The sequence below is a fragment of the Methylotetracoccus oryzae genome (assembly GCF_006175985.1).
In the GTDB taxonomy this organism is placed as follows: Bacteria; Pseudomonadota; Gammaproteobacteria; order Methylococcales; family Methylococcaceae; genus Methylotetracoccus; species Methylotetracoccus oryzae.
In genome coordinates this window covers 148,789-174,024 of record NZ_SRSH01000001.1, presented here as the reverse complement: position 1 = coordinate 174,024, position 25,236 = coordinate 148,789, and the positions used below count along the sequence as shown (strand labels likewise).

20 protein-coding genes are annotated in these 25,236 nt (G+C 62.6%); 15 read left to right on the top strand and 5 right to left on the bottom strand.

The window, feature by feature from the left end; translation table 11 throughout:
• Positions 1-209 precede the first annotated feature (209 nt).
• A complete protein-coding gene (locus BWR02_RS00790) occupies positions 210-1,496 on the top strand; it encodes an OmpA family protein (protein ID WP_236101795.1) in 1,287 nt (428 codons plus the stop codon).
• A 309-nt stretch (positions 1,497-1,805) separates the two neighbouring features.
• Here the strand turns inward: BWR02_RS00790 and BWR02_RS00785 are convergent, their stop codons facing one another.
• The gene (locus BWR02_RS00785) at positions 1,806-2,321 is read right to left on the bottom strand and encodes a methyltransferase family protein (RefSeq protein WP_139555875.1); all 516 of its coding nucleotides are present in this window, start codon (positions 2,319-2,321) and stop codon (positions 1,806-1,808) included.
• A gap of 255 nt (positions 2,322-2,576) precedes the next feature.
• On the opposite strand from BWR02_RS00785, the gene BWR02_RS00780 reads away from it, so the two are divergent.
• The 5 genes from BWR02_RS00780 to BWR02_RS00760 all read left to right on the top strand — a co-directional run bounded on the left by BWR02_RS00780 (position 2,577) and on the right by BWR02_RS00760 (position 7,248).
• Entirely contained in the window at positions 2,577-3,020 is a 444-nt protein-coding gene (locus BWR02_RS00780) for a nucleoside deaminase (protein ID WP_139555874.1), read from the top strand.
• A gap of 728 nt (positions 3,021-3,748) precedes the next feature.
• Positions 3,749-4,987 (top strand): porin, encoded by a 1,239-nt coding sequence (locus BWR02_RS00775; protein ID WP_139555873.1) that lies wholly within the window; start codon positions 3,749-3,751, stop codon positions 4,985-4,987.
• Between the two features lie 101 nt (positions 4,988-5,088).
• On the top strand, positions 5,089-5,919 hold the full coding sequence (locus BWR02_RS00770) for a hypothetical protein (protein ID WP_139555872.1): 831 nt from the start codon (positions 5,089-5,091) through the stop codon (positions 5,917-5,919).
• Positions 5,920-5,945: 26 nt separating this feature from the next.
• Positions 5,946-6,332: a cupin domain-containing protein gene (locus BWR02_RS00765; protein WP_139555871.1), complete on the top strand. Its 387-nt coding sequence runs from the start codon at positions 5,946-5,948 to the stop codon at positions 6,330-6,332.
• Between the two features lie 73 nt (positions 6,333-6,405).
• A complete protein-coding gene (locus BWR02_RS00760) occupies positions 6,406-7,248 on the top strand; it encodes a RibD family protein (protein WP_139555870.1) in 843 nt (280 codons plus the stop codon).
• 273 nt (positions 7,249-7,521) lie between these two features.
• On the opposite strand, the gene BWR02_RS00750 is transcribed toward BWR02_RS00760, so the two are convergent.
• Positions 7,522-8,202, bottom strand: coding sequence for a TIGR04283 family arsenosugar biosynthesis glycosyltransferase (locus tag BWR02_RS00750; RefSeq protein ID WP_201276083.1), 681 nt, complete (start codon positions 8,200-8,202; stop codon positions 7,522-7,524).
• Complete coding sequence (locus tag BWR02_RS00745) at positions 8,195-10,342, bottom strand: dihydrolipoyl dehydrogenase family protein (RefSeq protein WP_139555869.1); 2,148 nt, start codon at positions 10,340-10,342, stop codon at positions 8,195-8,197. The genes BWR02_RS00750 and BWR02_RS00745 overlap by 8 nt, the downstream gene beginning before the upstream one ends.
• Positions 10,343-10,526: 184 nt before the next feature.
• On the opposite strand from BWR02_RS00745, the gene arsS reads away from it, so the two are divergent.
• The 3 genes from arsS (at position 10,527) to BWR02_RS00730 (ending at position 13,189) form a co-directional block, all read left to right on the top strand.
• Complete coding sequence (arsS, locus tag BWR02_RS00740; protein WP_139555868.1) at positions 10,527-11,522, top strand: arsenosugar biosynthesis radical SAM (seleno)protein ArsS; 996 nt, start codon at positions 10,527-10,529, stop codon at positions 11,520-11,522.
• Positions 11,519-12,640, top strand: coding sequence for a DUF8838 domain-containing protein (locus BWR02_RS00735; RefSeq protein ID WP_139555867.1), 1,122 nt, complete (start codon positions 11,519-11,521; stop codon positions 12,638-12,640). The genes arsS and BWR02_RS00735 overlap by 4 nt, the downstream gene beginning before the upstream one ends.
• Positions 12,641-12,847: 207 nt before the next feature.
• Positions 12,848-13,189: a hypothetical protein gene (locus BWR02_RS00730; RefSeq protein ID WP_139555866.1), complete on the top strand. Its 342-nt coding sequence runs from the start codon at positions 12,848-12,850 to the stop codon at positions 13,187-13,189.
• Positions 13,190-13,250: 61 nt separating this feature from the next.
• Here BWR02_RS00730 and pgsA read toward each other — a convergent pair whose 3' ends face one another.
• Positions 13,251-13,814, bottom strand: coding sequence for a CDP-diacylglycerol--glycerol-3-phosphate 3-phosphatidyltransferase (gene pgsA / locus BWR02_RS00725; RefSeq protein WP_407941046.1), 564 nt, complete (start codon positions 13,812-13,814; stop codon positions 13,251-13,253).
• Positions 13,811-15,652, bottom strand: a complete 1,842-nt coding sequence (gene uvrC / locus BWR02_RS00720; protein WP_139555864.1) for an excinuclease ABC subunit UvrC — start codon at positions 15,650-15,652, stop codon at positions 13,811-13,813. The genes pgsA and uvrC overlap by 4 nt, the downstream gene beginning before the upstream one ends.
• Positions 15,653-15,875: 223 nt before the next feature.
• Here uvrC and secA point away from each other — a divergent pair, with 223 nt between their 5' ends.
• The 6 genes from secA (at position 15,876) to ntrC (ending at position 25,093) form a co-directional block, all read left to right on the top strand.
• Positions 15,876-18,593, top strand: coding sequence for a preprotein translocase subunit SecA (gene secA, locus BWR02_RS00715; protein ID WP_139555863.1), 2,718 nt, complete (start codon positions 15,876-15,878; stop codon positions 18,591-18,593).
• A gap of 15 nt (positions 18,594-18,608) precedes the next feature.
• Positions 18,609-19,808: a bifunctional glutamate N-acetyltransferase/amino-acid acetyltransferase ArgJ gene (gene argJ / locus BWR02_RS00710; protein ID WP_139555862.1), complete on the top strand. Its 1,200-nt coding sequence runs from the start codon at positions 18,609-18,611 to the stop codon at positions 19,806-19,808.
• Positions 19,777-20,781, top strand: a complete 1,005-nt coding sequence (locus BWR02_RS00705) for a Nudix family hydrolase (RefSeq protein WP_139555861.1) — start codon at positions 19,777-19,779, stop codon at positions 20,779-20,781. The genes argJ and BWR02_RS00705 overlap by 32 nt, the downstream gene beginning before the upstream one ends.
• A gap of 162 nt (positions 20,782-20,943) precedes the next feature.
• Positions 20,944-22,353 (top strand): glutamate--ammonia ligase, encoded by a 1,410-nt coding sequence (glnA, locus tag BWR02_RS00700; protein WP_139555860.1) that lies wholly within the window; start codon positions 20,944-20,946, stop codon positions 22,351-22,353.
• A 270-nt stretch (positions 22,354-22,623) separates the two neighbouring features.
• Positions 22,624-23,724, top strand: coding sequence for a nitrogen regulation protein NR(II) (gene glnL / locus BWR02_RS00695; protein WP_139555859.1), 1,101 nt, complete (start codon positions 22,624-22,626; stop codon positions 23,722-23,724).
• Positions 23,687-25,093 carry a nitrogen regulation protein NR(I) gene (gene ntrC, locus BWR02_RS00690; RefSeq protein WP_129882615.1) on the top strand — a complete coding sequence of 469 codons (1,407 nt, stop codon included), beginning with the start codon at positions 23,687-23,689 and terminating at the stop codon, positions 25,091-25,093. The genes glnL and ntrC overlap by 38 nt, the downstream gene beginning before the upstream one ends.
• The last annotated feature ends 143 nt before the right edge of the window (positions 25,094-25,236 follow it).

The following is a 25,236-nucleotide window of genomic DNA, read 5'->3' as shown; positions in this document are numbered from 1 at the left end:
TCTGCTGTAGTCCGATTCCACCGCGCCCGCAACTTGCGTCAAGACGCCGAGTATGGCGCTGCGCCCTGATAGCTTTCGCTGGCTGGTGACGCGACGCATGTTGTTCCAGGACGATGCCGTTAACGCTGGATGCTTTCCTGCGCCAAGTCAGGCGCGTATGATGTTGCTGTTTCGCGCAGAACTGTTGTTTTTTTGTGGGAGGGACGGAAATGAGAGCGACATATTTGTACGCGGCCGCACTTCTCGGCGTGCTTGCGCCCGGCGCGCAGGCAGCGGAGTACGGGCAGGACACGATGGCGACCGGCACCGAAGCGGTCGCGCCCGACACGACGATGAGCGGTGCCACCGACCCGGCGGTCGCGGATCCGATGGCGACGGCGACCGAGGCGGTGCCGGCGGAAGCCGATACGGCGGCGGCAGCGATGACCTCGACCTACACCTGTCCGGACGGTAGTTCCGTACCGTCGGCCGACTCGCGCTGCGTCGATGATCGCTGGTACTTGTCCCCGTTCGGCACGTTCATGCAGCCCGGCGGTGACCGCAAGGCCTTCGGTGGCTGGGGCGGCGGCATGGGCATCGGCAAGATGATCAACGAATGGTTGAACCTCGAAGTCCGCGGCCTATGGATGAACTATTCCAACAACATCCCGGACGTGGGTGGCCAAACCGATCTGACCGGCGGCACGTTCGATGCGCTGTTCTTTTTTGACCGCGATGTGTTCTCGCCCTACTGGGTCGCGGCGGTCGGTGGCGTCAACCAAAGCTGGCGCACCGGTCAGGGTTATGGGTCGCAGAATTCGGCGTTCCTGTTCCAGACAGGTCTCGGGGCAGAGGTCGAGTTGGCTGATAATTTCCTGCTGCGGGCCGATGTTCGCTATCAACTGCAGACCGCTCCGACGAACATGCAGTACCGGATGCCCGGCACGGGCGTGCCGAACAACGTCGGCAACGCGGACGTTTTCAACGATCTGGTCGTGAATGCGGGCTTCGTGATTCCGCTGGGCGAGAAGCCGGTGCCGGTGGCGGCGGCAGCGCCGGCGGCGGTTGACGACTGCTCGACGAAGGATTCGGACGGCGACGGCGTCAACGACTGCGACGACAAGTGCCCGGGCACGATGAAGGGCGCCAAGGTCGACGAGTACGGCTGCCTGGTGCGCATCGAACTGCGCGGTGTGAACTTCCACTACGACTCGGCGGAACTGACCGAGACGGCGAAGGGCATCCTGGACGAAGTGTCGACCGGTCTGATCGCCTCGGGCGAGACCAAGGACATCGAAGTGCAGGGCCACACCAGCACCGAGGGTACCGACCAGTACAACATGAAGCTGTCGCAGCGTCGCGCGGCGTCGGTGGTCGACTACCTGAAGATGAAGGGTGTGCCGAACAACCTGTACCCGAAGGGCTACGGCGAGATGTACCCGAAGGTATCGCCGGACCGCACCGAGGAAGAGCGTTCGGTTAACCGTCGCGTGGAACTGGTCTGGATGGGCGAATAACGCCTGACGGGTCAGGACCGAATCAGGCCCACGGAAGGGCCCGGACAAACCCGCCGCATGGCGGGTTTGTCGTTTCTGGACCTGCCTGTTGCACGCGGGGCATGCGATGGGTTCAGCCGTTCGGATTCGCCAGGCTTTCTGTCGCCGTCCGGCGTTGCCGAACCCTCGGTTGGAGTGGCTCGCCGGCTTCGTGCACCCGCTAGCACCGCCGCAAGCTCGCGGGGCGGTGGACCGTGCCGACACCCGCGATGGGATGGGAGGGCTTGGTTCAACGCCGTCGCTGGACTGGGTATCGAGTGGCTTCGCTTGTCAATACAACCACGGCAAGAGCTTACGCACCCGTTTGGCGTAAGCAGGATAGCCAGGATGCCGTTCAGTAAGCCACCGCTCTTCAATCGTGGCCTTGTAGTCGAAGAACAGAAAGCCGGCCACGAGCAATCCGAGATGTAATGCGCTGAGGGTGTAGATCGTCCAGCCCAGGCCGGCGATGAGTTGGCAGCTGTAGAGCGGGTGGCGGACCCAGCCGTAGATGCCGCTGGTCACCAGTTCGCTATGAGCAACGGGGTGGGGCAGGGGCGTCAGATAGCGGCGGATCTTTATCAGGGCGAGTGCTGCCATCGCAGCCGCCGTACCGCTGAGGATCGATAGCGCGGCCGAGCGTGCAATGCCAGTCGAGGCGAGAGCGTCCGGAGCGAACCAGGGATTCCACGGCGGGGCGAAGAAAAAGGTGCCGACGAGCAAGAACTGCAGCACGACGAGCACTTCGCCTCGGGTTCCATACCATGGGCGATTGATCGCTGTCGCCGGGTTGCGCGGTGGATTCATGGCTCAGCGCTTACCGGTTGCGTGAGTGATTCGGGAACGGAATTGCGAGCAGCGTTCGCTTGCCCGGACGGGCCAGCATGCGCGCCGGGTTCGGCTCTGTCAAACGCGGTGGAGGCGGAGGACAGTGTCGATGGGCGCTGCGAGGCGAGCAGCATGGCCCTGATCTGCATCCAGCGGAGCGGGAGACTGTTACGCTAGGACGGGCGGACCGCGTTGCTGCGCCGTTGCTTCGAGGGCTTGATGTGGGAGTTGGCGATGAACCGGGATGCATTTTTCCAGGCGGCAGTCGATGAGGCGAAGCGGGGTTTGGCCGAAGGCGGTATCCCGATCGGCGCCGTGCTGGTATACCGCGACAAGATCATTGGACGAGGCCACAACCTTCGAGTGCAGAATGGCGATCCACTGCTGCACGGTGAAATGAGTGCCTTCCGGGCGGCGGGCCGCCAGTCTGCGAAGGTTTATCGAGAGTGCGTGCTCTACACGACGCTCTCGCCTTGTCCCATGTGCAGTGGCGCCGCACTGCTGTACCGGATTCCAAAGATCGTGATTGGCGAGAACCGGACTTTCCTCGGTGCCGAAGATTGGCTGCGTTCACAGAACGTCGAACTCGACGTACTGCAGGACGCGGAGTGCATACAGCTGATGCGAGAATTTATCGAGCGTGCTCCCGCGCTCTGGCACGAGGACATTGGCGTTTAGCTACGTTACCGTCTTGCATGCCTCGGGTTGGACGAATCGGGGAGGTAGGGTAGGCGTATTCACTACGCCGAACCCACCCTGCACGCGGTTTCCTGGCACACGGCTCTCCTGTCGGTGGTGTCCTGGAGTATTCCTCCGCAGGTCAGTTTGGATAGAGTACGAACAGCCGGGCGACAGCGCACAGGTCGTTACTGCCGCACCGTTGACCGGTGCAACCCCTTGCGCCGTCCAGATCGCGCGGCTTAATTCCGGCCCCATACCGTTTTTCCCCGCCACCTCAGTGCGTTTGGCGATCTCCGGACTTCGCCCTGAATGAGCGGGTTCGCTGCGCACACCGCCGGATCGGGCTCGTCAGCCGATGGGCTTTTCGTGCGAGTCCCGTTCCGTTCCACCCCGCCTCGCGGCGACGCTCTGACCTTAGGCGACAAAAGCGACGGCCCAGCTTGCGAAAAGTTCACCACGGAACGGCTGCACGAGCCGGAAGGGCAAGAACCGGCACGTGGAGTTCGCGAACAGCGCCTCATGCCGTGGCTCTCGCTTAACAGGGGTCATGGCGACCTGCATAGGCCCGGGCAGGCCCTCGACCACGGCATAGGCTGGTGGCGCGGCGCACAACACTTGCTAACAAGCAACATGTTGTGTACTTTAAGCATCAGCAAATGTCCGATGTGCAACACGTCCTGTATCGGCTCCATCATCTGTTCCGGCAGGAACAAGGAACACTTTAAATGACACGACATACCCGGATTGCGGTCGCCTTATTCTCCACGGGGCTTTTCGTTTGCTCGGTTGCGGAATCGAAAGCGCTCCGCGATACGGCGAACGCCTGGGAAGCTGCCTTCCCTACTGTCCAGAAGCCACAGTGGATGAAAGATCTGGACCTGACCTTCGGCGGTTGGATCGACGCCGGTATCGCGACGAACTTCAACGCCTCGCCGGATAATTTCAATGGCCCGGTTGGTCTGATCGACCGCACTGCGGAGCCGCGGATCAGCCAGCTCTATTTCGTGCTCGAGCGCCTCGTCAAGAAAAGCGACGCCTGGGACATCGGCGGGCGATTTGACGTCCTCTACGGTACCGATGCCTTCATCGCTCAGTCCACGAACAACTGGGACAAGGGCCTGATTCCGACCAGTGTGTCGCGCTTCTACAACCTCGCGTTGCCGCAGTTGTACGCCGAAGTCTACGCGCCGCTTGGCAACGGCCTTTCCACCAAGGTCGGCCATTTCTACGGTCTGACCAACTACGAGTCGGTCATGGCGACCAAGAACTTCTTTTATTCCCACAGCATGAGCTTCATGTGGGATGGTCCCTTCACGCATACCGGTGTGTTGCCGACCTACCAGATTGACGACAACTTCGAATTGACGGCCGGCGGCGTGATGGGCTGGAACAACGTCAACGCGTACATGTCGGTCTGGAACTTCCTCGGAAAGTTCGGCTGGACCAGCGACGACAAGGGTACCAACGCCAGTTTTGCGATCATCACCGGTGACCAGCCGAACCTGGACAACCTGACCCGCTACACATTCCGCATCGAGCACAAGTTCCTGACCAACTGGGAAGGCGTTCTCCAGTGGACGAACGGCATCCAGCAGAACGATCCGTTGCGAAACGGCAAGGACACCTCGTGGTACGGCATCCAGAGCTACGTGTTCTACAACGTCGACGATGAGTTGGCCTTCGGTTTGCGTGGCGAGTGGCAGCGCGACCAGGATGGCGTGCGTTTCCGTTACAACGATCGCCCCGGGAGCGCGCCGATCAATGCGGTCGGGCCGGCAAGCTCAGCCCCCGGTATTGGCTCCAGTTACTACGAATTCACGTTGGGTGCGCGGTGGTCGCCTCTGAAGTGGGTTACCGTGCGGCCGGAGCTGCGCTATGACTGGGCAGACCAGGCCAATGCTTTCGATGCCGGCAAGCGGCAGGATCAGTTGATGTTCGCGACCGACATCATAGTGCAGTACTGATGGCAAGACCTGTCCCCGTCGGACCGAGTTTGCCCGTGGCTGCGGGTCTTGATCCGAACGTGCCTCGGATCCCTGGTTGCCCGTATTCTACGGAGTCTCGATTGAAGCTACCCTACGTTTTCGCTCGCGCGGCCTGTGCCCTGCTCTGGACCGGGGCCGTTGCGGCTGGTCCCTCCGACCCGACGCTGGAATTGCCGGCCCGCGACCGCAAGGCTATTGAAGACGTGGCCGGCGCGGGCCTTATCGTCGCGGCATTGCCCGCGCCCCGGCTATCGAATCCGGCTCAGTTCCTCGAACTGGATGCGGCACCGCGGGTTTACCGTGTACGCGACCGCGATAACGGTGAGCTTGACGAGACTCACCGCTGGGAGGCTTCGGGCATGCAGAGCATGCAAACGACCTGGCGTTATCGGGCAGGGGATTCCGAGACCGGTCTGGTCGAACGCACGCCAGACGGCAGCTTCGAGATCTCCGGGATCGAGGATTTGAAGGAGAAGGCCCTGACCCGCTACACGCCGGCGGAGCCACTGCTGGTGAAAGGGATGGTTCCCGGCGAGGAACGGACGCGGCGCATGGAGGTGCAAGTCTACGATCCCGCCGATCCCACGCAGGTCGTGCACCGAGGCACCTTGGAACTGGCTCATCGCTACCTGGGCGCTTACCGCATCAATACGCCGAGTGGCGTCCATGATGTCATCCTGACGAGGTCGGTGTTTGACGGCAGCATCGGGCCGGCGCGCTTGCGCGACGTCCAGTACCGCTTCTTCGCAAAGGGCATCGGGATCGTCGCGACGGTCGAGGCACGCGATGTCACGGCGGCGGTTATCTACAACTCGGAGGTTCGCGTTGCCCGCTTGCTGGTGGCACGTCCACTGCAGCAGGCGGAGTGTTCGGCAGCTGCAGTTGCGCTGCCCGCCGCGGCCCTCTGCTAGGCCGTCTTCCGCTGGTGACGCCGGACATGTCCGCCCCGTCTGCGATATTCCCTGGTACCCATGGTACCGAACCGGATGACAATGCGATCGGTTGGGGCAATCTGTTTTCCGGCGTGCCGGCAGTGCTGCAGGACGAGCGGATCGAATGTCTGGCGGCGTCGGCAGACACCCGAATCTTGCGGATCGTATCGATCGGGCACGTGACGCCGCCCGGGACGTGGTACGATCAGCCGGACACGGAGTGGGTCGTTCTCCTTCAGGGGCAAGCGACCTTGCGTTTTGAAAGGGAGGGGCTGAGAGCGCTGCAGCCTGGCGACTTCCTGACGATTCCGGCGGGTTGCCGGCATCGCGTCGAGTGGACGTCGAGTCATCCGGCTGCGATCTGGTTGGCCGTACATTATCCGACTGGCTGAATGCCAGTGGTGCCGGAGTCGAGACGGAACGCGGCGGCACTTCGCTGCGATACAGCACGCTGACCTCTGATTCGTGTCCAAGCAACTCCTCCGACTATTCCCCTCCCCGGCCGAGTGCGTTCCGTTACAGGGACTGTATCTCGATCTGGCGCTTCATCAGCTTGGAACGCCAGCCGATCCCTTCGTTTATGCGAACTTTTTGTGCAGCCTCGATGGACGGATTGCGCTGGAGGACGCCACGGGTCAGACCTATTTGCCGAAGACGCTGACGACGCCGGACGACTTCCGCTTGTTCCTCGAACTGGCTGCGCAGTCGGATTGCCTGATCACGCATGGCGGCTACCTGCGCTCCCTGGCAGAAGGCAGGCTGGGCAACATTCTGCAAATCGGTTTGGTGGAACCCCATCGCGATCTGCTCGCCTGGCGCGTGGCGAATGGATTGCCCCCACAGCCGGATGTCGTCGTGGCGAGTGCGAGCCTCGACTTTCCGATGCCCGACTCGCTTGCCCACCATGGTCAGCGCTGCTGCATCGCGACCGGCGCCGGTGCCGATTCAGGGAGGATCGCGGCGTGGCAGGCGAAGGGCTATGAGGTGCTGGTGACAGGGGCCGGGGAGACGGTCGAAGGTGCGGCGCTGATTCGCGCGCTGGGGCAGCGAGGTTACCGTCGGCCATATCTGATCGCCGGTCCTCACCTGCTCGATACCATGTTGCGGGACGGGTGTCTGGCGCGCCTGTTTCAGACGACCACGCACCAGTTGCTCGGTGGGCAGGCCTTCCGTACGCTTTTACCAGGGCCCGAACTCGGGTCTGCAGGACACCTTAAGCTCGTCTCGATGTATTACGACGACAGTTCACCCGAGGGTACCGGGCAGGTGTTCGCCCAGTTCCGCCCGATGAGGGTCAGCGGAGCCTGAAACCTCATCATAGTGACTGGCTCCGGGCTGGAGTCGCCCGTCGTTTTTCCCCGCTGTGGGCATGCCGAGCGGGAACAGATGCCGACCGATGCATGCCCGTTCTTCTCGAATGCCCAGGCGGCACAGGCTCGCTGCAGCCCTGACCGGGTGACGGCTGCGTTTTCTGCTCAAATGGTTCGGTCCGCCGTCCTGCGGTGCAGTACCAAGGGGGCCGGTGTCGTTGATCGGCGGGTAATGCGCATATTGCGCAATGCCCGGACAGGCCAAGGAACGTCATTGGTACAGGCTGGCAAGCCGCTCCGGTGAAACGCCGCGCCAGTAGAGCCAGCGCAGCCGCCACATCAGCCCGATCGTTCGCCAGACACCGTGCGCTTCCCAGCGTCGACCCGAGGTGGTGATCCGCGTTCGGAGGCACAGCGGTTGGCTCACACGCCGCAGGCGCTTCGACAGTTCGATATCTTCCATCAACGGCTGCTCGGGGAAGGCGCCGACTGCCCAGAAAGTCGCCCGACGGACGAACATTCCCTGATCCCCTGTCGCGATCCTGGACAGTCGGGAGCGATGATTCATGCACCAGGCGATGACCCTCAGCATCGGATGCCGCCCTGCGATGTCCACGTCGAAACGGCCCCAGTCCCGGCCGCTCCTCCTCAGTCCCTCGAGCACGGCCTCAGCGGCAGTCGGAGGCAGTTCCGTATCCGCGTGCAGGAACAGCAGCACTGACCCGCCGGCGATCGCGGCGCCGGCATTCATCTGCAGCGCCCGTCCCCGTGACGCAGCGCAGACCCGGTCCGCACCGGATCGTGCGCGCTCGGCCGTGCCGTCGGCGCTGCCGCCATCGACGACGATGAGCTCGTGGCCTTGCGCCCGCAGCGGGGCGAGTGAACCCAGGAGGTTGTCGATCCGGTCCGCCTCATGCAGCGTGGGGATGATGATGGAGAGGGTCTCAGCCACGCAGCCATGCCTGGTAGCCCTTAATCCAGCGTAACAGGCGCGCCGGCGCGTGGGCCCGCTTCCAGACGCCGGCCGCGTATTTGTTGGCTTCTGACAGTGTCGGATAGATATGCACGGTCCCCAGCAACTTGTTCAATCCGATGCCGTGCTTCATCGCCATGACGAACTCGGCGATCAGCTCGCCGGCATGCTCGCCCACGATCGTGACACCGAGGATGCGGTCCCGGCCCGGTGCGGTGAGAACCTTGACGAAGCCGTCGGCGACGCTGTCGATGATCGCTCGATCCAGTTCCTTCAGCGGGTAGCGCGTGATTTCGTACCGGATGCCACGGGCGAGTGCCTCTTGTTCGTTGAGTCCGACGCGGGCGATCTCCGGGTCGGTGAAAGTGGCATAGGGAAGCGTCGAATAGTCGGTGCGGAACCGTCGGAGGCTTCCGAACAGGGCGTTCACCACGGCGTACCAGGCCTGATGCGCGGCGGCATGGGTAAACTGGAACGGCCCGGCCACATCGCCGCAGGCATAGATGTTCGGGTAGCGCGTCTGTAGAAATTCGTTGACTTCGATGGTGTCCCGGGCACTGGTCGGGATGCCGAGCGTCTCCAGCCCGTAGCCGGTGGTGTTGGCGATCCGGCCGACAGCGACCAGTACCGCATCGAATGGGATCCGAATCTCGGTACCTTGTCGATCTGCTACCAGTTGCGTGGTGCCATTGTCGTTGATGACCCGCAGCGCGCGGTGCCGCAAGTACAACTCAACGCCATCCGCCTGCAAGTGCCCGGCGACCGATTCGGACACCTCCGGGTCTTCGCGAACCATCAGCTGCGGTGCGAGTTCGACGATGCTGACGCGGCTGCCGAAGCGGGCGAAGCATTGCGCCAGTTCACAGCCGATCGGGCCACCGCCGAGGACCAGCAGGCGTTCCGGCAGGGTGCGCAGGTCCCAGATCGTGTCGGAAGTCAGGTAGCCGGCTTCGGCGAGTCCGGGCAACGGAGGGACGACCGGCCGCGCGCCGGCCGCAACGATGATGTTGCGGGTCGTCAGCGTGATGCGGCCGCACTCGGTCTCGGTGGAGACGGCCCACGGGCTGACGATTTGCGCGGCGCCCTGAATGACCTCGACGCCCAGTTCGGCATAGCGCTCCATCGAGTCGTGTGGTGCGATCGCGCGGACCACGTCCTGCACGCGTTCCATGGCGGTCGCGAAGTCGAAGTCCGCGCTGGCTCGGCGGATCCCGTAGCGCGGGGCCTGCTGGATTTGTGCCAGGAGTCTGGCGGTACGGATCAGCGCCTTCGATGGCACGCAGCCCGTATTGAGGCAGTCGCCTCCCATCCGTTGCTTTTCGATCAAGGTCACCCTGGCCTGCAGGGCGGCCGCCAGGTAAGCGCTGACGAGCCCGCCCGAGCCGGCACCGATCACAACCACGTTGCGGTCGAAGCGCGCAGGTTTCGACCATCCCCGATAGACCCTGCGTGCCCGTAGCAGGTCGACGGCCCGGCGTGCGAACAGCGGAAAGACGCCAAGTAAGGCCAAGGCGAACAACAGCCGCGGGGACAGGACGCCGGCCAGGGAATCGAGTTGGGCGAGCTGCGTGCCCGCATTGACGTACACGACCGTGCCGGCGAGCATGCCGAGCTGGCTGACCGCGGCGAAGCTCAGCGGACGCATGGCCGTCAAGCCCATCAGCAGATTAATCATGAAAAACGGGAAGAGCGGCACGAGCCGCAGCGTGAACAGGTAAAGTAGTCCATCGCGCGCCATGCCGGCGTCGATGGTCTGCATGCGTTCGCCGAAGTGCGCCTGAACGGCATCTCGAAACAGGAACCGTGCGCCGAGAAAGGCGAGCGTGGCACCGATGGTCGAGGCAAAGGATACGATCACCGTGCCCCATAGAAGCCCGAACAGCGCGCCGCCCGCCAGCGTCAGCACCGTTGCGCCGGGTAGCGAGAGTCCGGTCACGACCACGTAGATGGCCGCGTAGGCACCGGCAGCCAGCAGAGGGTGGGCTTCGCGGTAAGCGATCGCAGCGGCCTGTCTTGCATGCAGCGCCTCCAGCGTCAGCAGGCGATCCAGGCCGAGCGCGAAAAAGGCGGCGACGCATGCGACGGCAACCAAAAACACCAGGAGACGTGAACGTTGCATCCGAGTGCGACCTCGCCGTGGCTGGTCAGTGTTTGAAAATGCGGTGCGCGAACGGTAACGTACCATGGAGTGTGCGGCAGCGCTCGCGTCGGTGCCGAACCGTCGCGGGAAGACGCGGTCTCATGCGCAAGTGCGCCATTGCCGTGGCAGCCCGAGCCGACCCCGCCACTAGCCGAGACTTGCGATGCATGCCACCTTGCCTCTCCTTCACGATAGCGATTTCCCTCCCATTGACCGGGCCGCGCTCGACGTCGTCCAGGTCAATCTCGGGTATCGATGCAACCAGGCCTGCGTGCACTGCCATGTGAACGCCGGACCGACGCGCCGGGAGATGATGGTGCGTGAGACCGTGGAGCAGGTGCTCGGGTTTCTGCGGGCCTCCGGAGCAGCGACCCTCGACCTCACCGGCGGCGCCCCGGAAATGAATCCGCATTTCCGTCACCTGGTCACAACAGCGCGGGGGCTGGGGGTCAAGGTCATCGATCGCTGCAATCTGACGGTTCTGGAAGAGCCCGGTTATGGCGACCTGGCCGATTTTCTTGCGGCACATGCGGTCGAGGTTGTCGCGTCGTTGCCATGCTACCTGGAAGATAATGTCGACCGCCAGCGCGGCCGTGGCGTCTTCGACGCCAGCGTGCGCGCGTTGCGCCGGCTCAACGCACTGGGTTATGGCCTGGACGGTTCGGGTCTGGCGTTGAATCTCGTGTTCAATCCACAGCGGCCGGTATTGCCGCCGCCCCAGCGGGAACTCGAAGCGAACTACCGGCGGGAACTGGCCACGCGCTACGGCATACGCTTCAATCAGTTGTTTGCTTTGACCAACATGCCGATCCAGCGCTTCGGCAGTACGCTGGTGTCCCGTGGCGAGTTCGACGAGTATATGCGCCTTCTGCGTAACGCTCACCGACCAGATAACCTGGGGAGCGTGATGTGTCGCAGCCTGATCAGTATCGACTGGCGCGGCTACGTCTACGACTGCGATTTCAACCAGATGCTGGGTCTGCCGCTCGGTGGGGCGCGCGTTCACATCAGCCAACTGGACCCCGGCCGCCTGACCGGGGCGTCGATCGCGACGGCGAGCCACTGCTACGGCTGCACTGCCGGTCCCGGCAGCAGTTGCGGCGGGGCCCTGGGTCTCGACCATTCCGCTTCCACGACCTTGAAGGAAAGCCCCCGATGAACGTAGAACATTCGGTCCTCGAACGATACAGCCAGGGCGCCCGCGAACGCGAGGAGTCGCTTTGCTGCCCGGTAGACTATGACCGTGAGCTGTTGCAGCAGCTGCCCCCGGAGATCATCGAAAAGGACTATGGCTGCGGCGATCCGTCGCGCTACGTGCGTGAAGGGGACCATGTCCTAGATCTGGGTTCGGGTGGCGGCAAGGTTTGCTACATTGCTGCGCAGCTCGTGGGGGCGGAGGGGCATGTGATCGGCGTGGACATGAATGACGACATGCTGGCGCTGGCCCGAAAGTACCAGGCCGAGATGGCCGCAGCCTTAGGTGGTAACCGGGTAACTTTCCGCAAGGGTTTTATCCAGGATCTGGCGCTCGACGTCGAGGCGATGGAGCGTTTCCTGAGGGAGCACCCGGTCGCTGACGTGACGTCATGGCACGCGCTGCGCGCCTGGCAGGATGAACAGCGGCAGTATCGCCCGTTGGTGGCGGATGAGTCGGTCGATCTGGTCATTTCGAACTGTGTCCTGAATCTGGTCGGCGATGCCGACAAGTTCCGCTTGTTCAGCGAGATCTTTCGGGTGCTGAAGCCGGGTGGACGGGTCGCGATTTCTGACATCGTCTGCGATGAACCGGTCCCGTCGGAGTTCAAGGCACAGCCCGAATTGTGGAGCGGTTGCATTGCCGGGGCATTCCAGGAGCACGCGTTCGTCGATGCCTTCGTCAGGGCAGGATTCGGGGCGATCCGGATCGACCAGTGGGCGGTCGATCCGTGGCAGGTGATCGACGGGATCGAGTTTCGCGCGGTGACGGTCTGTGCCGTGAAAGGCCGCGGGTCCGAATGCGTGGATCGCGGACATGCGGTGCTCTACCGCGGTCCTTACGCCGAGGTGCGCGATGAGGAAGGCCATGTGTTTCCGCGCGGCGAGCGCATCGCCGTCTGTGAGCGGACTTTCGGTTTACTCACCGAGGGTCCGAACCGCGGCGACTTCATCGGGATTGTGCCTCGTACCCTGGCCGAGCCGCAGGCCTGGTGCGCGCCGGCGGGCACGCGGCGGGCTCCAGCTGAAACCAAAGGGGGGCGGCAGATGGCCGACCGCGGTCGATCCGGCGGCTGTTGCTGATCGATTGCCCGGCTCACGGCAGGTAGGATGATGTGCCGACTCGCTGCCGTACTTGATGACCCCGCTCGAAATGCGTGTATGATCTTGTCGCGGCGGGTGGTGCGCCCACGGCAGCGGTCAGTCCGCCGGTCGTACCCTGCAACCTTGGGAGGGGCGCGAGTCAGTCCGTCGCCGGTTCCATTTCAGCCAAAGCAAGGGAGCAATGCCATGTCTGTAAAGCGTTTATCGTCTCTCGCGGTCGGTGCGCTGCTGGTGAGCGGTGCGGCCGGTGTCAACGCTGCGCCCAATGTCTATTGGCATCACGTCCATACGGTCTTGAATCAGGCGGATTGCCTGAGCAAGGCCGAGGCTGTCATGCTGGGCGACAAGACCGGGCGGATCGTCAAGGACAACGATTCGGTGCGTTCGTGGAGTGAAAAGACGGCCGGGATCGTGGAGTGTCTGAAGATCGACACGGGCGTCTTCGTGATGATCCTTGTCGCCAGTGATGATGCCCAGGAAGCGAGTATTCTGCAGAACAAGCTAGAAAAGGCGCTGACGACCAAGTAATCGGCCGAGACAGCAAGTGCGGACGGGGCTTTGCTGATCGGCCGGGCTGCGGCTGGCCCGCTCACGGTTCCCGGAGTGCCGGGATGGCCGCTTTCAGATAGCAAATCATCGACCAGAGCGTCAGGACAGCGGAAATCGCAAGGAGTGCCTGGCCTATGGGTTTCAGCGGTTGTTCCCACACGTCCATGCTGAACAGCAGGGTGATGATCGCAACCATCTGCGTGGTCGTCTTCCATTTACCCAGCCAGCTTACCGCGACGCGGTTGCGCTGACCGATTTCCGCCATCCACTCGCGCAGGGACGCAATCGTGATCTCCCGTCCGATGATGACCGCCGCGGCGATGGCCACATAGGGGCTCGGGTCTGCCTGCACCACGAGTACCAGCGTGACGACGACCATCAGTTTATCCGCCACGGGGTCCAGAAACGCCCCGAACTGTGTTGTCTGGCTCATCTTGCGTGCCAGATAGCCGTCGAGCCAGTCTGTGATTGCGGCGATCAGGAAGATGACCGCGCAGATGATGTGCGCACCCTTCCAGGGCAGGTAGAACGCCAGGACCAGGAAGGGGATGAGTACGATCCTCAACAGGGTCAGGGCGGTAGGCAGATTGAGTTCCATGGTCAGGAATCCCGCTCGTTCAGGGTCTCATAAATGCGTTGGGCAAGCTGGCGATTGATGCCCTGAACACCGCATAGAGCATCGACGCCGGCCCGCCCGATTTCACGCAGCCCACCGAAATGTTGCAGCAGGGTCTGCCGCCGCTTGGGACCGAGTCCCTCGATCGATTCCAGAATGGAAGTCGTTGCGCCGGAACGGCGCCGTTGGCGATGCCCGGTGATCGCGAAGCGATGTGCCTCATCGCGGATGTGTTGGATCAGCAGGCGCGCGGGCGAGCTTGCGGGCAGTTCAATGCCTATGACCTGGTCTGGCCGGAACAGGACCTCCATCCCCGCGCGGCGATCGGGTCCCTTGGCGACGCCGAGCACCGCGATCTCGCCCATGCCGAGCGCATCGAGCGCATCCTGGACCGCGCGAACCTGTCCCTTGCCGCCGTCGATGAACAGGATGTCGGGTGCTTCCACCTCGCCGCGGCGTATGCGTTGGTAACGTCGATCCACCGCCTGGGCCAGTGCGGCGTAATCGTCGCCGGGCTGCACGCCCTCGATGTTGAACCGACGATACGCTGATTTCAGCGGTCCGTCACGATCGAAAACGACACAGGACGCAACCGTCTGGTCTCCCTGCAGATGGCTGATGTCGAAACATTCGAGCCGGTTCGGCGTCTGGGTCAATCCAAGTGCGCGGCCGAGGTCATCGAAGCGGTCGCGCAGGTCCATGCGCGAGGACAGCCTGGACTTCAACAGACTTTCGGCATTCGTCATCGCGAGTTGCAGGCGTTTCAGGCGTTCGCCCCGAACACGGGAGGAGATTCCGACCGGATGCTGCGCCTGAACGGTCAGGAACTCGGCCAGCAAGGTTTCGTTCCGAAGTTCGTGGCTGACGATGAGTTCGCGCGGCACCGGTCGGTCGAGGTAGTACTGAGGGATGAACGCCTCAATCAGGTCTGCGGCATCGGTGTCGCCGGGTGCCTGAAGGAAAAAGGTACGGTCTCCGACGAGTTGCCCGGTCCGAATGAAAACCACCTGGACGCAGGCCATCGCGCCGTGGGAGGCCGCCGCGATGATGTCCAGATCGCCGCTTTCGCCGGCCACGGCCTGCGTCGCCAGCACGGTTCGGAGACTGGCGATCTGGTCGCGATAGCGGGCGGCCAGTTCGAAGTGCTGTCGTTCCGAGGCCTTTTGCATGCGTTCGATCAGTTGCCCGATCAACCGTTCGCCCTTGCCCTCCAGAAACAGCACCGTATCCGCGACGTCTTCCGCATAGCCGGCCGCGTCGATCAGCCCGACACATGGCGCCGTGCAGCGCTGGATCTGATGCTGCAGGCAAGGCCGGCTCCGATTCCGAAAAAAAGAGTCCCGACACTGCCGTACCTGAAAGATCTTCTGCAACAGCTTCAGACTTTCGCGCACTGCGCCGGCGCTGGCAAAAGGGCCGAAGTGGCGGCCCTGTTTGGGGCGCGCGCCGCGGTGGAACGACACTCGGGGAAATTCCTGGTGGGTCGAGACGGTGATGTAGGGGTAGCTCTTGTCGTCCCGCAGGTTGATGTTGTAACGCGGTTTGTGTGCCTTGATCAGCTGATTCTCGAGCAACAGGGCTTCGCGCTCGGTATGGGTGACCGTGACGTGTACGTTGCGGACTCGGGTGATCATCGCCCGCTGTTTGCTCGACGCGTCACCCTGTCCGAAATGGCTTGCCAGACGTTTCTTTAGATTCTTGGCCTTGCCGACATAGATCACTTCACCCTCTTCGTCGAGCATCCGATAGACACCCGGCCGCTGGGTCAGTGTCGCCAGGAAGGACGGTGCGTCGAACGGTAGAGGGTTGGTGTCGGGCGTGTTCATTCAAGGGGACGTGGTTCGCGGGCACGCCATTATATGTAAGGTTCCGCCTTGAAAGGCGGCCCCTCTGCATTAAAGTGCGTTGCGGTTTGGTTTGCGGGATTCGTGGCACGGAGGCCGCGGCCAGCGAGCGAGCCGGGGCAGTCGGACGGGAGCCGATGATTACCGCGGGGCACATTTGCGCTATCATCGCCGGTTTATTTGTCGCCACGGAACTATCGCCAAGATGCTCCAGAAGCTATTCAAGACCATCCTTGGCAGTCGCAATGAGCGACTGATCAAGAAGAAGCGGCGGATCGTCAAGAAGATCAATCAGCTCGAGTCCACCTACTCGGCACTCTCGGATGACGCGCTGCGCCAGAAGACCGTCGAGTTTCGGGAGCGGCTGGCAGCCGGTGAGACTCTGAACGACCTGCTGCCGGAGGCGTTCGCCGCGGTTCGCGAGGCCTCGCGCCGGACGCTGAGCATGCGCCATTTCGATGTGCAGCTGATCGGCGGCATGGTGCTGCATGACGGCAAGATCGCCGAAATGAAGACCGGTGAAGGCAAGACGCTGGTCGCGACTCTGGCGGCTTATCTGAACGCACTGCCCGGCAAAGGCGTCCATGTCGTGACGGTCAACGACTACCTCGCGCGTCGCGATGCGGCCTGGATGGGAAAGATCTATGGCTTTCTCGGCATGACCACCGGAGTCATCGTTGCCGGGCTCAGCCAGGAAGAGCGGCGTGACGCCTACGCCGCCGACATCACTTACGGCACGAACAACGAATACGGCTTTGACTATCTGCGCGACAACATGGCCTTTACGCTGGATCAGAAGGTCCAGCGCGGGCGGTTTTTCGCAATCGTGGACGAGGTTGACTCGATCCTTATCGACGAGGCCCGGACGCCCCTGATCATTTCGGGTCCGACCGAGGACCGCAGTGACCTTTACCACAAGATGACGGCCATCATCCCGTCGCTGACCAAGCAGGAGAAGGAGGACGGTCCGGGGGACTATTCGGTCGATGAGAAAGCCAGGCAGGTCCACCTGACCGATGCCGGGCACGAGCGCATCGAGAACCTGCTCGTGCGCAACGGTTTGATGAGCCCGAACGAAAGCCTCTACGACGCCGTCAACATCCGTCTGATGCACTACATCAATGCGTGCCTGCGAGCGCATGTGCTGTTTCAGAAGGATGTCGAATATATCGTTCGGGACAATCAGGTCATCATCGTCGACGAGTTCACGGGGCGCGCCATGCCGGGTCGGCGCTGGTCCGAGGGGCTGCATCAGGCGATCGAAGCCAAGGAAAACGTGCCGGTCCAGAACGAGAACCAGACGCTGGCATCGATCACCTTTCAGAACTATTTCCGTCTGTATAACAAGCTGTCCGGCATGACTGGCACCGCGGACACCGAGGCACCGGAGTTCCATCAGATCTATGGCCTCGAGGTCGTGGTGATTCCGACCAATCAGGCGATGGTCCGGAAGGACCTGGGTGACGTCGTATACCTGACGACGCGGGAGAAATTCCTGGCGATCATCGAGGACATCAAGGATTGCGTCGAACGCGGGCAGCCCGTGCTGGTCGGCACCACGTCGATCGAAAACTCGGAACTGCTGGCGGGTCTGTTACGGCAAGCCGGTATCGCCCACAACGTGCTGAACGCCAAACAGCACGAGATGGAGGCCCACATCGTCGCGCAGGCCGGGCGTCCCGGCGCCGTGACCATCGCGACGAACATGGCCGGCCGCGGTACGGATATCGTGCTCGGCGGCAGCCTCGAGGAGGATATCGCGCGAGCCGGCACTGACGACCCCGGCGTCATCGCGGGTCTGCGCGCCGAATGGCAGGAGCGTCACCGGCAGGTCATCGAGGCGGGGGGGCTTCACGTAGTGGGCTCCGAACGTCACGAATCGCGTCGCGTCGACAACCAGTTGCGCGGCCGCTCAGGCCGTCAGGGCGATCCGGGTTCCACCCGTTTCTATCTTGCGCTGGAAGATCCTCTGATGCGCATTTTCGCGTCCGAGCGGGTGTCGGCGCTGATGCAGAAGCTGGGGATGCAGGAGGGCGAGGCAATCGAGCATCCGTGGGTGACCCGGGCGATCGAGAACGCACAGCGGAAGGTCGAAGCGCGGAACTTCGACATCCGCAAGCAGTTGCTGGAGTATGACAACGTCGCGAATGATCAGCGCAAGGTGATCTATCACATGCGCGAGGAGTTGATGGAAGCGGAAGATATCTCCGGGACCGTCACCAGCATGCGCGCCGACATGCTCACCACGTTGATCAATCAGTACATCCCGCCGATGACGATGGAGGAGCAATGGAACGTGAAGGGGCTGGAGGAAGCCCTGGATCGGGAGTTGGGCGCGGCGCTGCCCATCGGCGCGTGGCTGGACGAGCATCCGGATCTGCACGAGGAGACTTTGCGGGAACGGATCATCGAGTCCACTGAAGCCATTTACCGCGGCAAGGTCGAGGCGATCGGGCCGGAAGTCATGCATCCGTTCGAGAAGTCGGTGTTGCTGCAGGTGCTGGACAACGCCTGGAAGGAACATCTGGCGGCCATGGATCATTTGCGACAGGGGATCCATCTGCGCGGCTATGCCCAGAAGGATCCGAAGCAGGAGTACAAGCGGGAAGCGTTCGAGATGTTCACGTCGATGCTGGAAGGCATCAAGGACGAGTTCATCGGTATAGTGTCCCGTGTCCAGGTACGTGGCGAAGAAGACATCCGTGTGATCGAGGAGCAGAATCAGCCGGCGATCGAGGACATGCAGTACCAGCATGCCCACGTCAGCGGACTCGAACCGGAGGCCGAATCCCTCCCCGATGAGGTGTCCGCCAAAGCGGAGGCCAAGCCTTTCGTTCGCGATGAGCGAAAGGTCGGTCGCAACGAGCCCTGCCCCTGCGGTTCCGGTCAGAAGTACAAGAATTGTCATGGCAAGCTGGCCTGACAGGGAGCCCCGTCCATGACCGAACTGGCATTCGCGCCGGTCCCCGGCGTCCGCCTTGGCACGGCGGCCGCGGGCATCAAGCGGTCCGATCGTGACGATGTGTTGTTGATGGAGGTTGCACCAGGCGGTAGCGTCGCGGCCGTGTTTACGCGCAATGCGTTCTGCGCCGCGCCGGTGCGAGTGGCCCGCGAGCATCTGACCCACGCGCCGCGCTGGCTGCTGGTCAACTCAGGCAACGCCAATGCCGGCACCGGCGAGCGGGGTATGGCCGATGCGCTCCGCTCCTGTGAAGCGGTAGCCGCCCTGACCGGTGGGGCTGGCGTGCAGGTCCTGCCGTTCTCGACCGGCGTCATCGGCGAGTATCTGCCGGTCGACCGCATCGAGGCGGCGCTGCCGTTTGCGTTGGCCAGCCTCGACGAGAACGCGTGGGGCAGGGCTGCGCGCGCGATCATGACCACTGACACCCGCCCCAAGCTGGTGTCGCGCTCGGTGGAGGTCTCCGGACGCCGTCTGACCATCACCGGCATCGCCAAAGGAGCTGGCATGATCCACCCGAATATGGCCACGATGCTGAGCTTCATCGCCACGGATGCCAGGATAGCCCAGCCGGTGCTGCAGGCTTGCCTGGAGCGCGTCGCAGACGACACGTTCAATTGCATTACGGTGGATGGAGACACGTCGACGAACGACGCCTGCGTCCTCGTCGCCAGTGGGGTGTCCAGCGGCTCGGAACTCGCCGTCGGAAGCCCGGACCTGCAGCGTTTCGAGGCGGCACTCGCGGCCGTTTGTGGCGACCTGGCCGAGGCGATCGTGCGCGATGGCGAGGGAGCCACCAAGCTGATGCGCATTCGGGTCGAAGAGGCGGCGAGCGCCGCGGAGGCGCGTGCCGTGGGATTGACGATAGCCCATTCGCCTTTGGTGAAGACCGCATTTTTTGCCAGTGATCCGAACTGGGGGCGCATCCTGGCCGCCGTTGGCCGCGCCGGAGTGAATGAGCTCGACATCGACCGAGTCGGCGTCTGGCTGAACGATATGGCGATCGTCTCTGCCGGAGCGCGCTCGCCCGATTACACCGAGGAGGCTGGACAAGCGGTCATGCAGCAGAGCGAAATCACGGTGCGGGTTGCGCTCGGTCGTGGGCAGGCGGTACAGACCGTGCTGACATGCGATCTGTCCTACGACTATGTCCGGATCAACGCCGATTACCGGACGTGACGGCGGCGCTTCCGCCGTGCCGGGCACGCTGCCGGATGCCATTCACGTCGCGGTTGGCGTCATCCGCAATCCGCGCGGCGAGATCCTGATCGCACGACGCCTCGCCGGAACGCACCTGGCGGGGCTCTGGGAATTTCCCGGCGGTAAGCTCGAGCCGGGGGAAACGCCGCGTAGCGGCCTGATCCGTGAGTTGCAAGAGGAACTCGGGATCGCGGTTACCGCCGCCATGCCCCTGCTCCGGATCCGGCACGATTACCCGGAGCGCCGCGTGTTGCTCGACGTATGGGAGGTGACGGCGTTTGCGGGCCGGCCGGAGGGCCGGCAAGGCCAACCCCTGCAGTGGGTCGCCGCCGAGGCGCTGAGCGGCATCAGGTTCCCCGCGGCGAATCGCCCGATTGCCACAGCGGCCCGATTACCCGAGCGTTACGCAATCCTGGAGGCCGACACTCCCGATCCCGGACTGCTGCTGGCGAATCTGCGACGCCTGACCGAAAACGGCATCCACTTGATTCAGTGTCGCGTGAAAGCCTTGCAGGTTCAGCCGGGATTCCCTGCGTTCGCCAGGCAGGTCGTCGAGTTCTGTCACGCGCGCGGTATCCGTGTCCTGATCAACGCTGACCCGGCGGTGGCCCACACGTTGGGCGCGGATGGGGTACACCTGACCTCACGGCGTCTGATGGGCCTTCGTGAGCGGCCAGGCAACGACGCCTTCTGGGTCGCGGCATCCTGTCACGATGCGGCGGAGTTGCAGCATGCCGGACGCATCGGTGTCGATTTCGCGGTGCTCGGGCCCGTGGCGGCGACGACGACCCACCCCGGCATGACTCCGCTCGGCTGGGGGCGTTTTGCGGAGTTGGTCGAGGCAGTGAACTTTCCGGTGTATGCGCTGGGCGGGTTGGCCGAGGTCGATCTTGCCAGAGCGCGTCATTCTGGCGCACGGGGAATTGCTGCCGTTCGTGCCTTTCTGTTATGACGCACCTGTCTGGTGCTTTATGGGTGAAAATGGTGCGTCATTCGTGTTGGCTGGCGGCGAGAAGGGGGGCGAAATATCGAGGTAGGTCCACTTAGTGGTTGGTATGTTTTCTGCTAACTTATTTGGCCGATATTTGTACAAACGTCCCAAGAGGGGAGAATAATGACACCCAAAGAGATCCTGCAACTGATCAAGGAAAAGGAAGTCAAGTACGTCGACTTCCGTTTTTGCGACACCCGCGGCAAGGAGCAGCACGTCACCGTGCCGGTGCACACGATCGACGAGGACTTGTTCGAGGACGGCAAGATGTTCGACGGTTCGTCGATCGCCGGTTGGAAGGGCATCAATGAATCCGACATGATCCTGATGCCTGACCCCAGCACGGCCGTTATGGACCCGTTCTTCGACGACGCGACCTTGATCTTGCGCTGCGACATCGTGGAACCGTCGACGATGCAGGGTTATGAGCGCGATCCGCGTTCGATCGCGAAGCGGGCCGAAGCCTACCTGCAGGCCAGCGGTATTGGTGATACGGCGTTCTTCGGTCCGGAGAACGAATTCTTCGTCTTCGACGACGTTCGCTGGGGCGCGTCGATGGCCGGGTCGTTTTTCAAGATCGACTCCGAAGAAGCGGGCTGGAACTCCGAGAAGGTCTATGAGGACGGCAATATCGGACACCGACCGTCGGTCAAGGGTGGCTACTTCCCGGTGCCGCCGGTGGACTCGCTGCAGGACATTCGCGCCGCGATGTGCAACACCCTGGAGGAGATGGGGCAGGTCGTCGAAGTGCACCACCACGAGGTTGCGACTGCCGGGCAGTGCGAACTCGGCTTGAAGTTCAACACCCTGGTGAAAAAAGCCGACGAGGTGCTGATCCTCAAGTATGTTTTGCAAAACGTCGCGCACGCCTACGGCAAGACCCTCACCTTCATGCCGAAGCCGCTGGTTGGTGATAACGGCAACGGCATGCACGTGCACCAGTCGATCGCCAAGGGTGGGGTGAATCTCTTCACCGGCGATCTTTACGGCGGCCTGTCCGAGACCGCGCTGTACTATATCGGCGGCATCATCAAGCATGCCAAGGCGCTGAACGCCTTCTGCAACGCGTCGACGAACAGCTACAAGCGTCTGGTGCCGGGTTTCGAGGCGCCGGTGATGCTCGCCTATTCGGCGCGTAACCGGTCGGCTTCGATCCGCATCCCGTACGTGACCAATCCGAAGGCACGCCGTATCGAAGTGCGGTTCCCGGATTCCACTGCGAACCCGTATCTGGCCTTCGCCGCGATGCTGATGGCTGGTCTGGACGGCATCCAGAACAAGATCCATCCCGGCGATGCGATGGATAAGGACCTGTACGATCTGCCGCCGGAAGAAGAGAAGGCCATTCCGCAGGTCTGCTACTCCTTTGATCAGGCGCTGGAAGCCTTGGACAAGGATCGCGAATTCCTGAAGCGTGGCGGTGTGTTCACCGACGACGTGATTGATGCCTACATTGATCTGAAGATGCAGGACGTCACCCGTCTCCGGATGAGCACCCACCCGGTGGAATTCGATATGTACTACAGCCTGTAGTTCGTCGAGCGACGCCGACCAAAGGGGCGCCCCAAAGTGGGGCGCCCCTTTTTTTTTCCGCAAGGCGCCGGGGCGAGAGTGGCATTCGATAGCAAGGAGTTGTCCGGAAGTCAGGGCAGTCGGAGCGATGTCCGGTGGGGTTGCGATTCGGCGGTGCCAGTGGTCGCTCTGGCGATACGACTTCCCGGGGAGATGATCGGCGCGCTGTGATGCCTCGTGACGCCGATGAGTTTTTTAAATATTGGCTCGTGTATTGCTTGCAGATGACCTATGAGTGACAGGCGATCGATTTCCTTCTATCGACAGATCCTGGATCACCTGTCGGATGCCGTGCTCCTTTTCGACGATGCCCTGCGCCTGCGCTACATGAATTCCGCTGGCGAGATGATGTTCGGGTTGAGTTCGCGGCAGGTACAGGACACCAAGCTGTTGAACGTTCTCTTCGCCGAGGACCAGCTGTCGGAAGCGGAATTCCGGCATGTCGTGGATTCCGGGATATCGCTGACCAAGCGCAATATCCTGTTGTCGCAGCTCAACCGGTCCATGACCGTCAACGTTAACGTCACGCCGCTGTTCATCGGAAAGACTCCCGGCGTGTTGTTGCAGGTGCAGCAGGTGGATCGACACCTGCGAGTCTCGATGGGGGAACATTTGCTGGTACAGCAGAACGCGGCCAAGATGCTGCTGCGGGGTCTGGCGCACGAAATCAAGAATCCGCTCGGCGGATTGCGGGGCGCCGCCCAGTTGCTCGACCGGGAATTGCCGGAAGAGGAATTGCGCGAGTACACGCGCATCATCATCGAGGAATCGGACCGGCTGCAGTCGCTCGTCGACCGGATGCTTGCGCCGAACAAGCCACCACGGAAAAGCCTGTTGAACATCCATCGGGTCATGGAACGTGTCCGCCAACTCGTACAGGCGGAAGCCCCGGACGGTGTCAATATCGTCCGCGATTACGATCCCAGCATTCCCGATGTTTACGGTGACAGCGACCAGCTGATACAGGCGATTCTCAACATCGTACGCAATGCCTTGCAGGCGGTCGGTGACTGCGGAGAGATCGTGCTGCAGACGCGCATCCACCGCCAGGTGACCATCGGTCACCGGCGCAGTCCGCTGGCGATTCGGATCGACATCGTCGACAACGGGCCTGGTATCGAACCCGAGTTGCTGCAGCAGATTTTCTACCCGATGGTCACCGGGCGTGGCGAAGGTACGGGTCTCGGTCTTTCGATCGCCCAGTCCCTGATCAATCAACATGGTGGTCTGGTGGAATGCAGCAGTTCCCCGGGGCACACGGTATTCTCGATTTTCTTGCCGTTGGAGAAGGAGCATGAAGAGCGCAGCCCAGGTCTGGGTAGTCGACGATGACCGTTCGATCCGGTGGGTATTGGAGAAGGCACTCCAGAAAGCCTCACTGGAGACGCGCAGCTTCACGAACGGTAACGCTCTACTGGATGCGCTCTCGTTCGACAAGCCCGATGCGATACTGACCGACATCCGTATGCCCGGCATGGATGGCATCGAGCTGCTGAAGAATATTCAGGCCGGCTATCCCGAGTTGCCGGTGATCATCATGACCGCGCACTCGGATCTCGAGAGTGCGGTCTCCGCCTTTCATGGGGGCGCTTTCGAGTATCTGCCGAAGCCCTTCGATGTCGACGAAGCGGTTGATCTGGTGCAGCGGGCCTGTGCTCACAGCCGCCGTCGCGATGCCGCGACCGAACCGGCCGTCGCGGGACGAACGCCCGAGATCATCGGCGAGGCCCCCGCGATGCAGGAGGTCTTCCGGGCGATCGCGCGTCTGGCGCGCTCGCACATCACGGTATTGATCAACGGTGAGTCCGGGACCGGCAAGGAACTGGTCGCCCGGGCCCTGCACCGCCATAGCCCACGGGCCGAAAAGCCCTTCATCGCGTTGAACATGGCGGCGATTCCGCGCGACCTGCTCGAGTCCGAGCTGTTCGGGCATGAGCGCGGCGCTTTCACCGGAGCCCAGGCGCGGCGTTCGGGTCGGTTCGAACAGGCGGACGGCGGAACGCTGTTCCTGGATGAGATCGGTGACATGCCGGCCGAACTGCAGACGCGCCTGCTGCGCGTACTTGCCGTGGGGGAGTTCTTCCCGGTCGGGGCCCATACGCCGAGCCGGGTGGATGTCCGCATCATCGCGGCCACTCATCAGAATCTCGAGACCCTGGTGGCGGAAGGCCGCTTCCGGGAGGACTTGTTCCATCGCATCAATGTCATCCGGATCCATATCCCTCCGATGCGGGAACGGCGCCAGGATATCCCGCTGCTGCTGCGCCATTTTCTGGCGGAAGCGAGTCTTGAGCTCAACGTCGAGACCAAGATTCTGTTGCCGGAAGTCGAGGATTATCTGTGTCAGCTCGACTGGCCAGGCAACGTGCGTCAACTCGAGAATACCTGTCGTTGGATCACCGTAATGGCGGCGGGCAAGGAAGTGCACCTCGACGATTTGCCGCCGGAGTTGCTGCAGATCAAGCCTGAGTCCACGGCATTTGCCGAAACCTGGGAGCAGACCTTCCGGCAGTGGGTCGACAACCGGCTGCGGCGCGGTGACCACAATGTCGCCAAGGACGCAATCGATTCCGCGGAGGGCATCCTGATCGCCACGGCCCTGCAGTTTACCCGCGGGCGCAGGCAGGAAGCTGCCAAACTGCTTGGCTACGGTCGCAACACGCTGACCCGCAAGATCAACGAGCTTAACCTCGACGTCTAGTGTCGCGGTTTGCTCGGCGGGTGGCGGCTTTCGCCGCGCTGCTTGCGGCATGAGATAATGTCACCATGTCGCCTGGGGCGAGAGTTTTCAGCGCCTCAGGGTGACCGACCATTTCGCTTCCCTGGCCCGTCCAGACAGTCTCA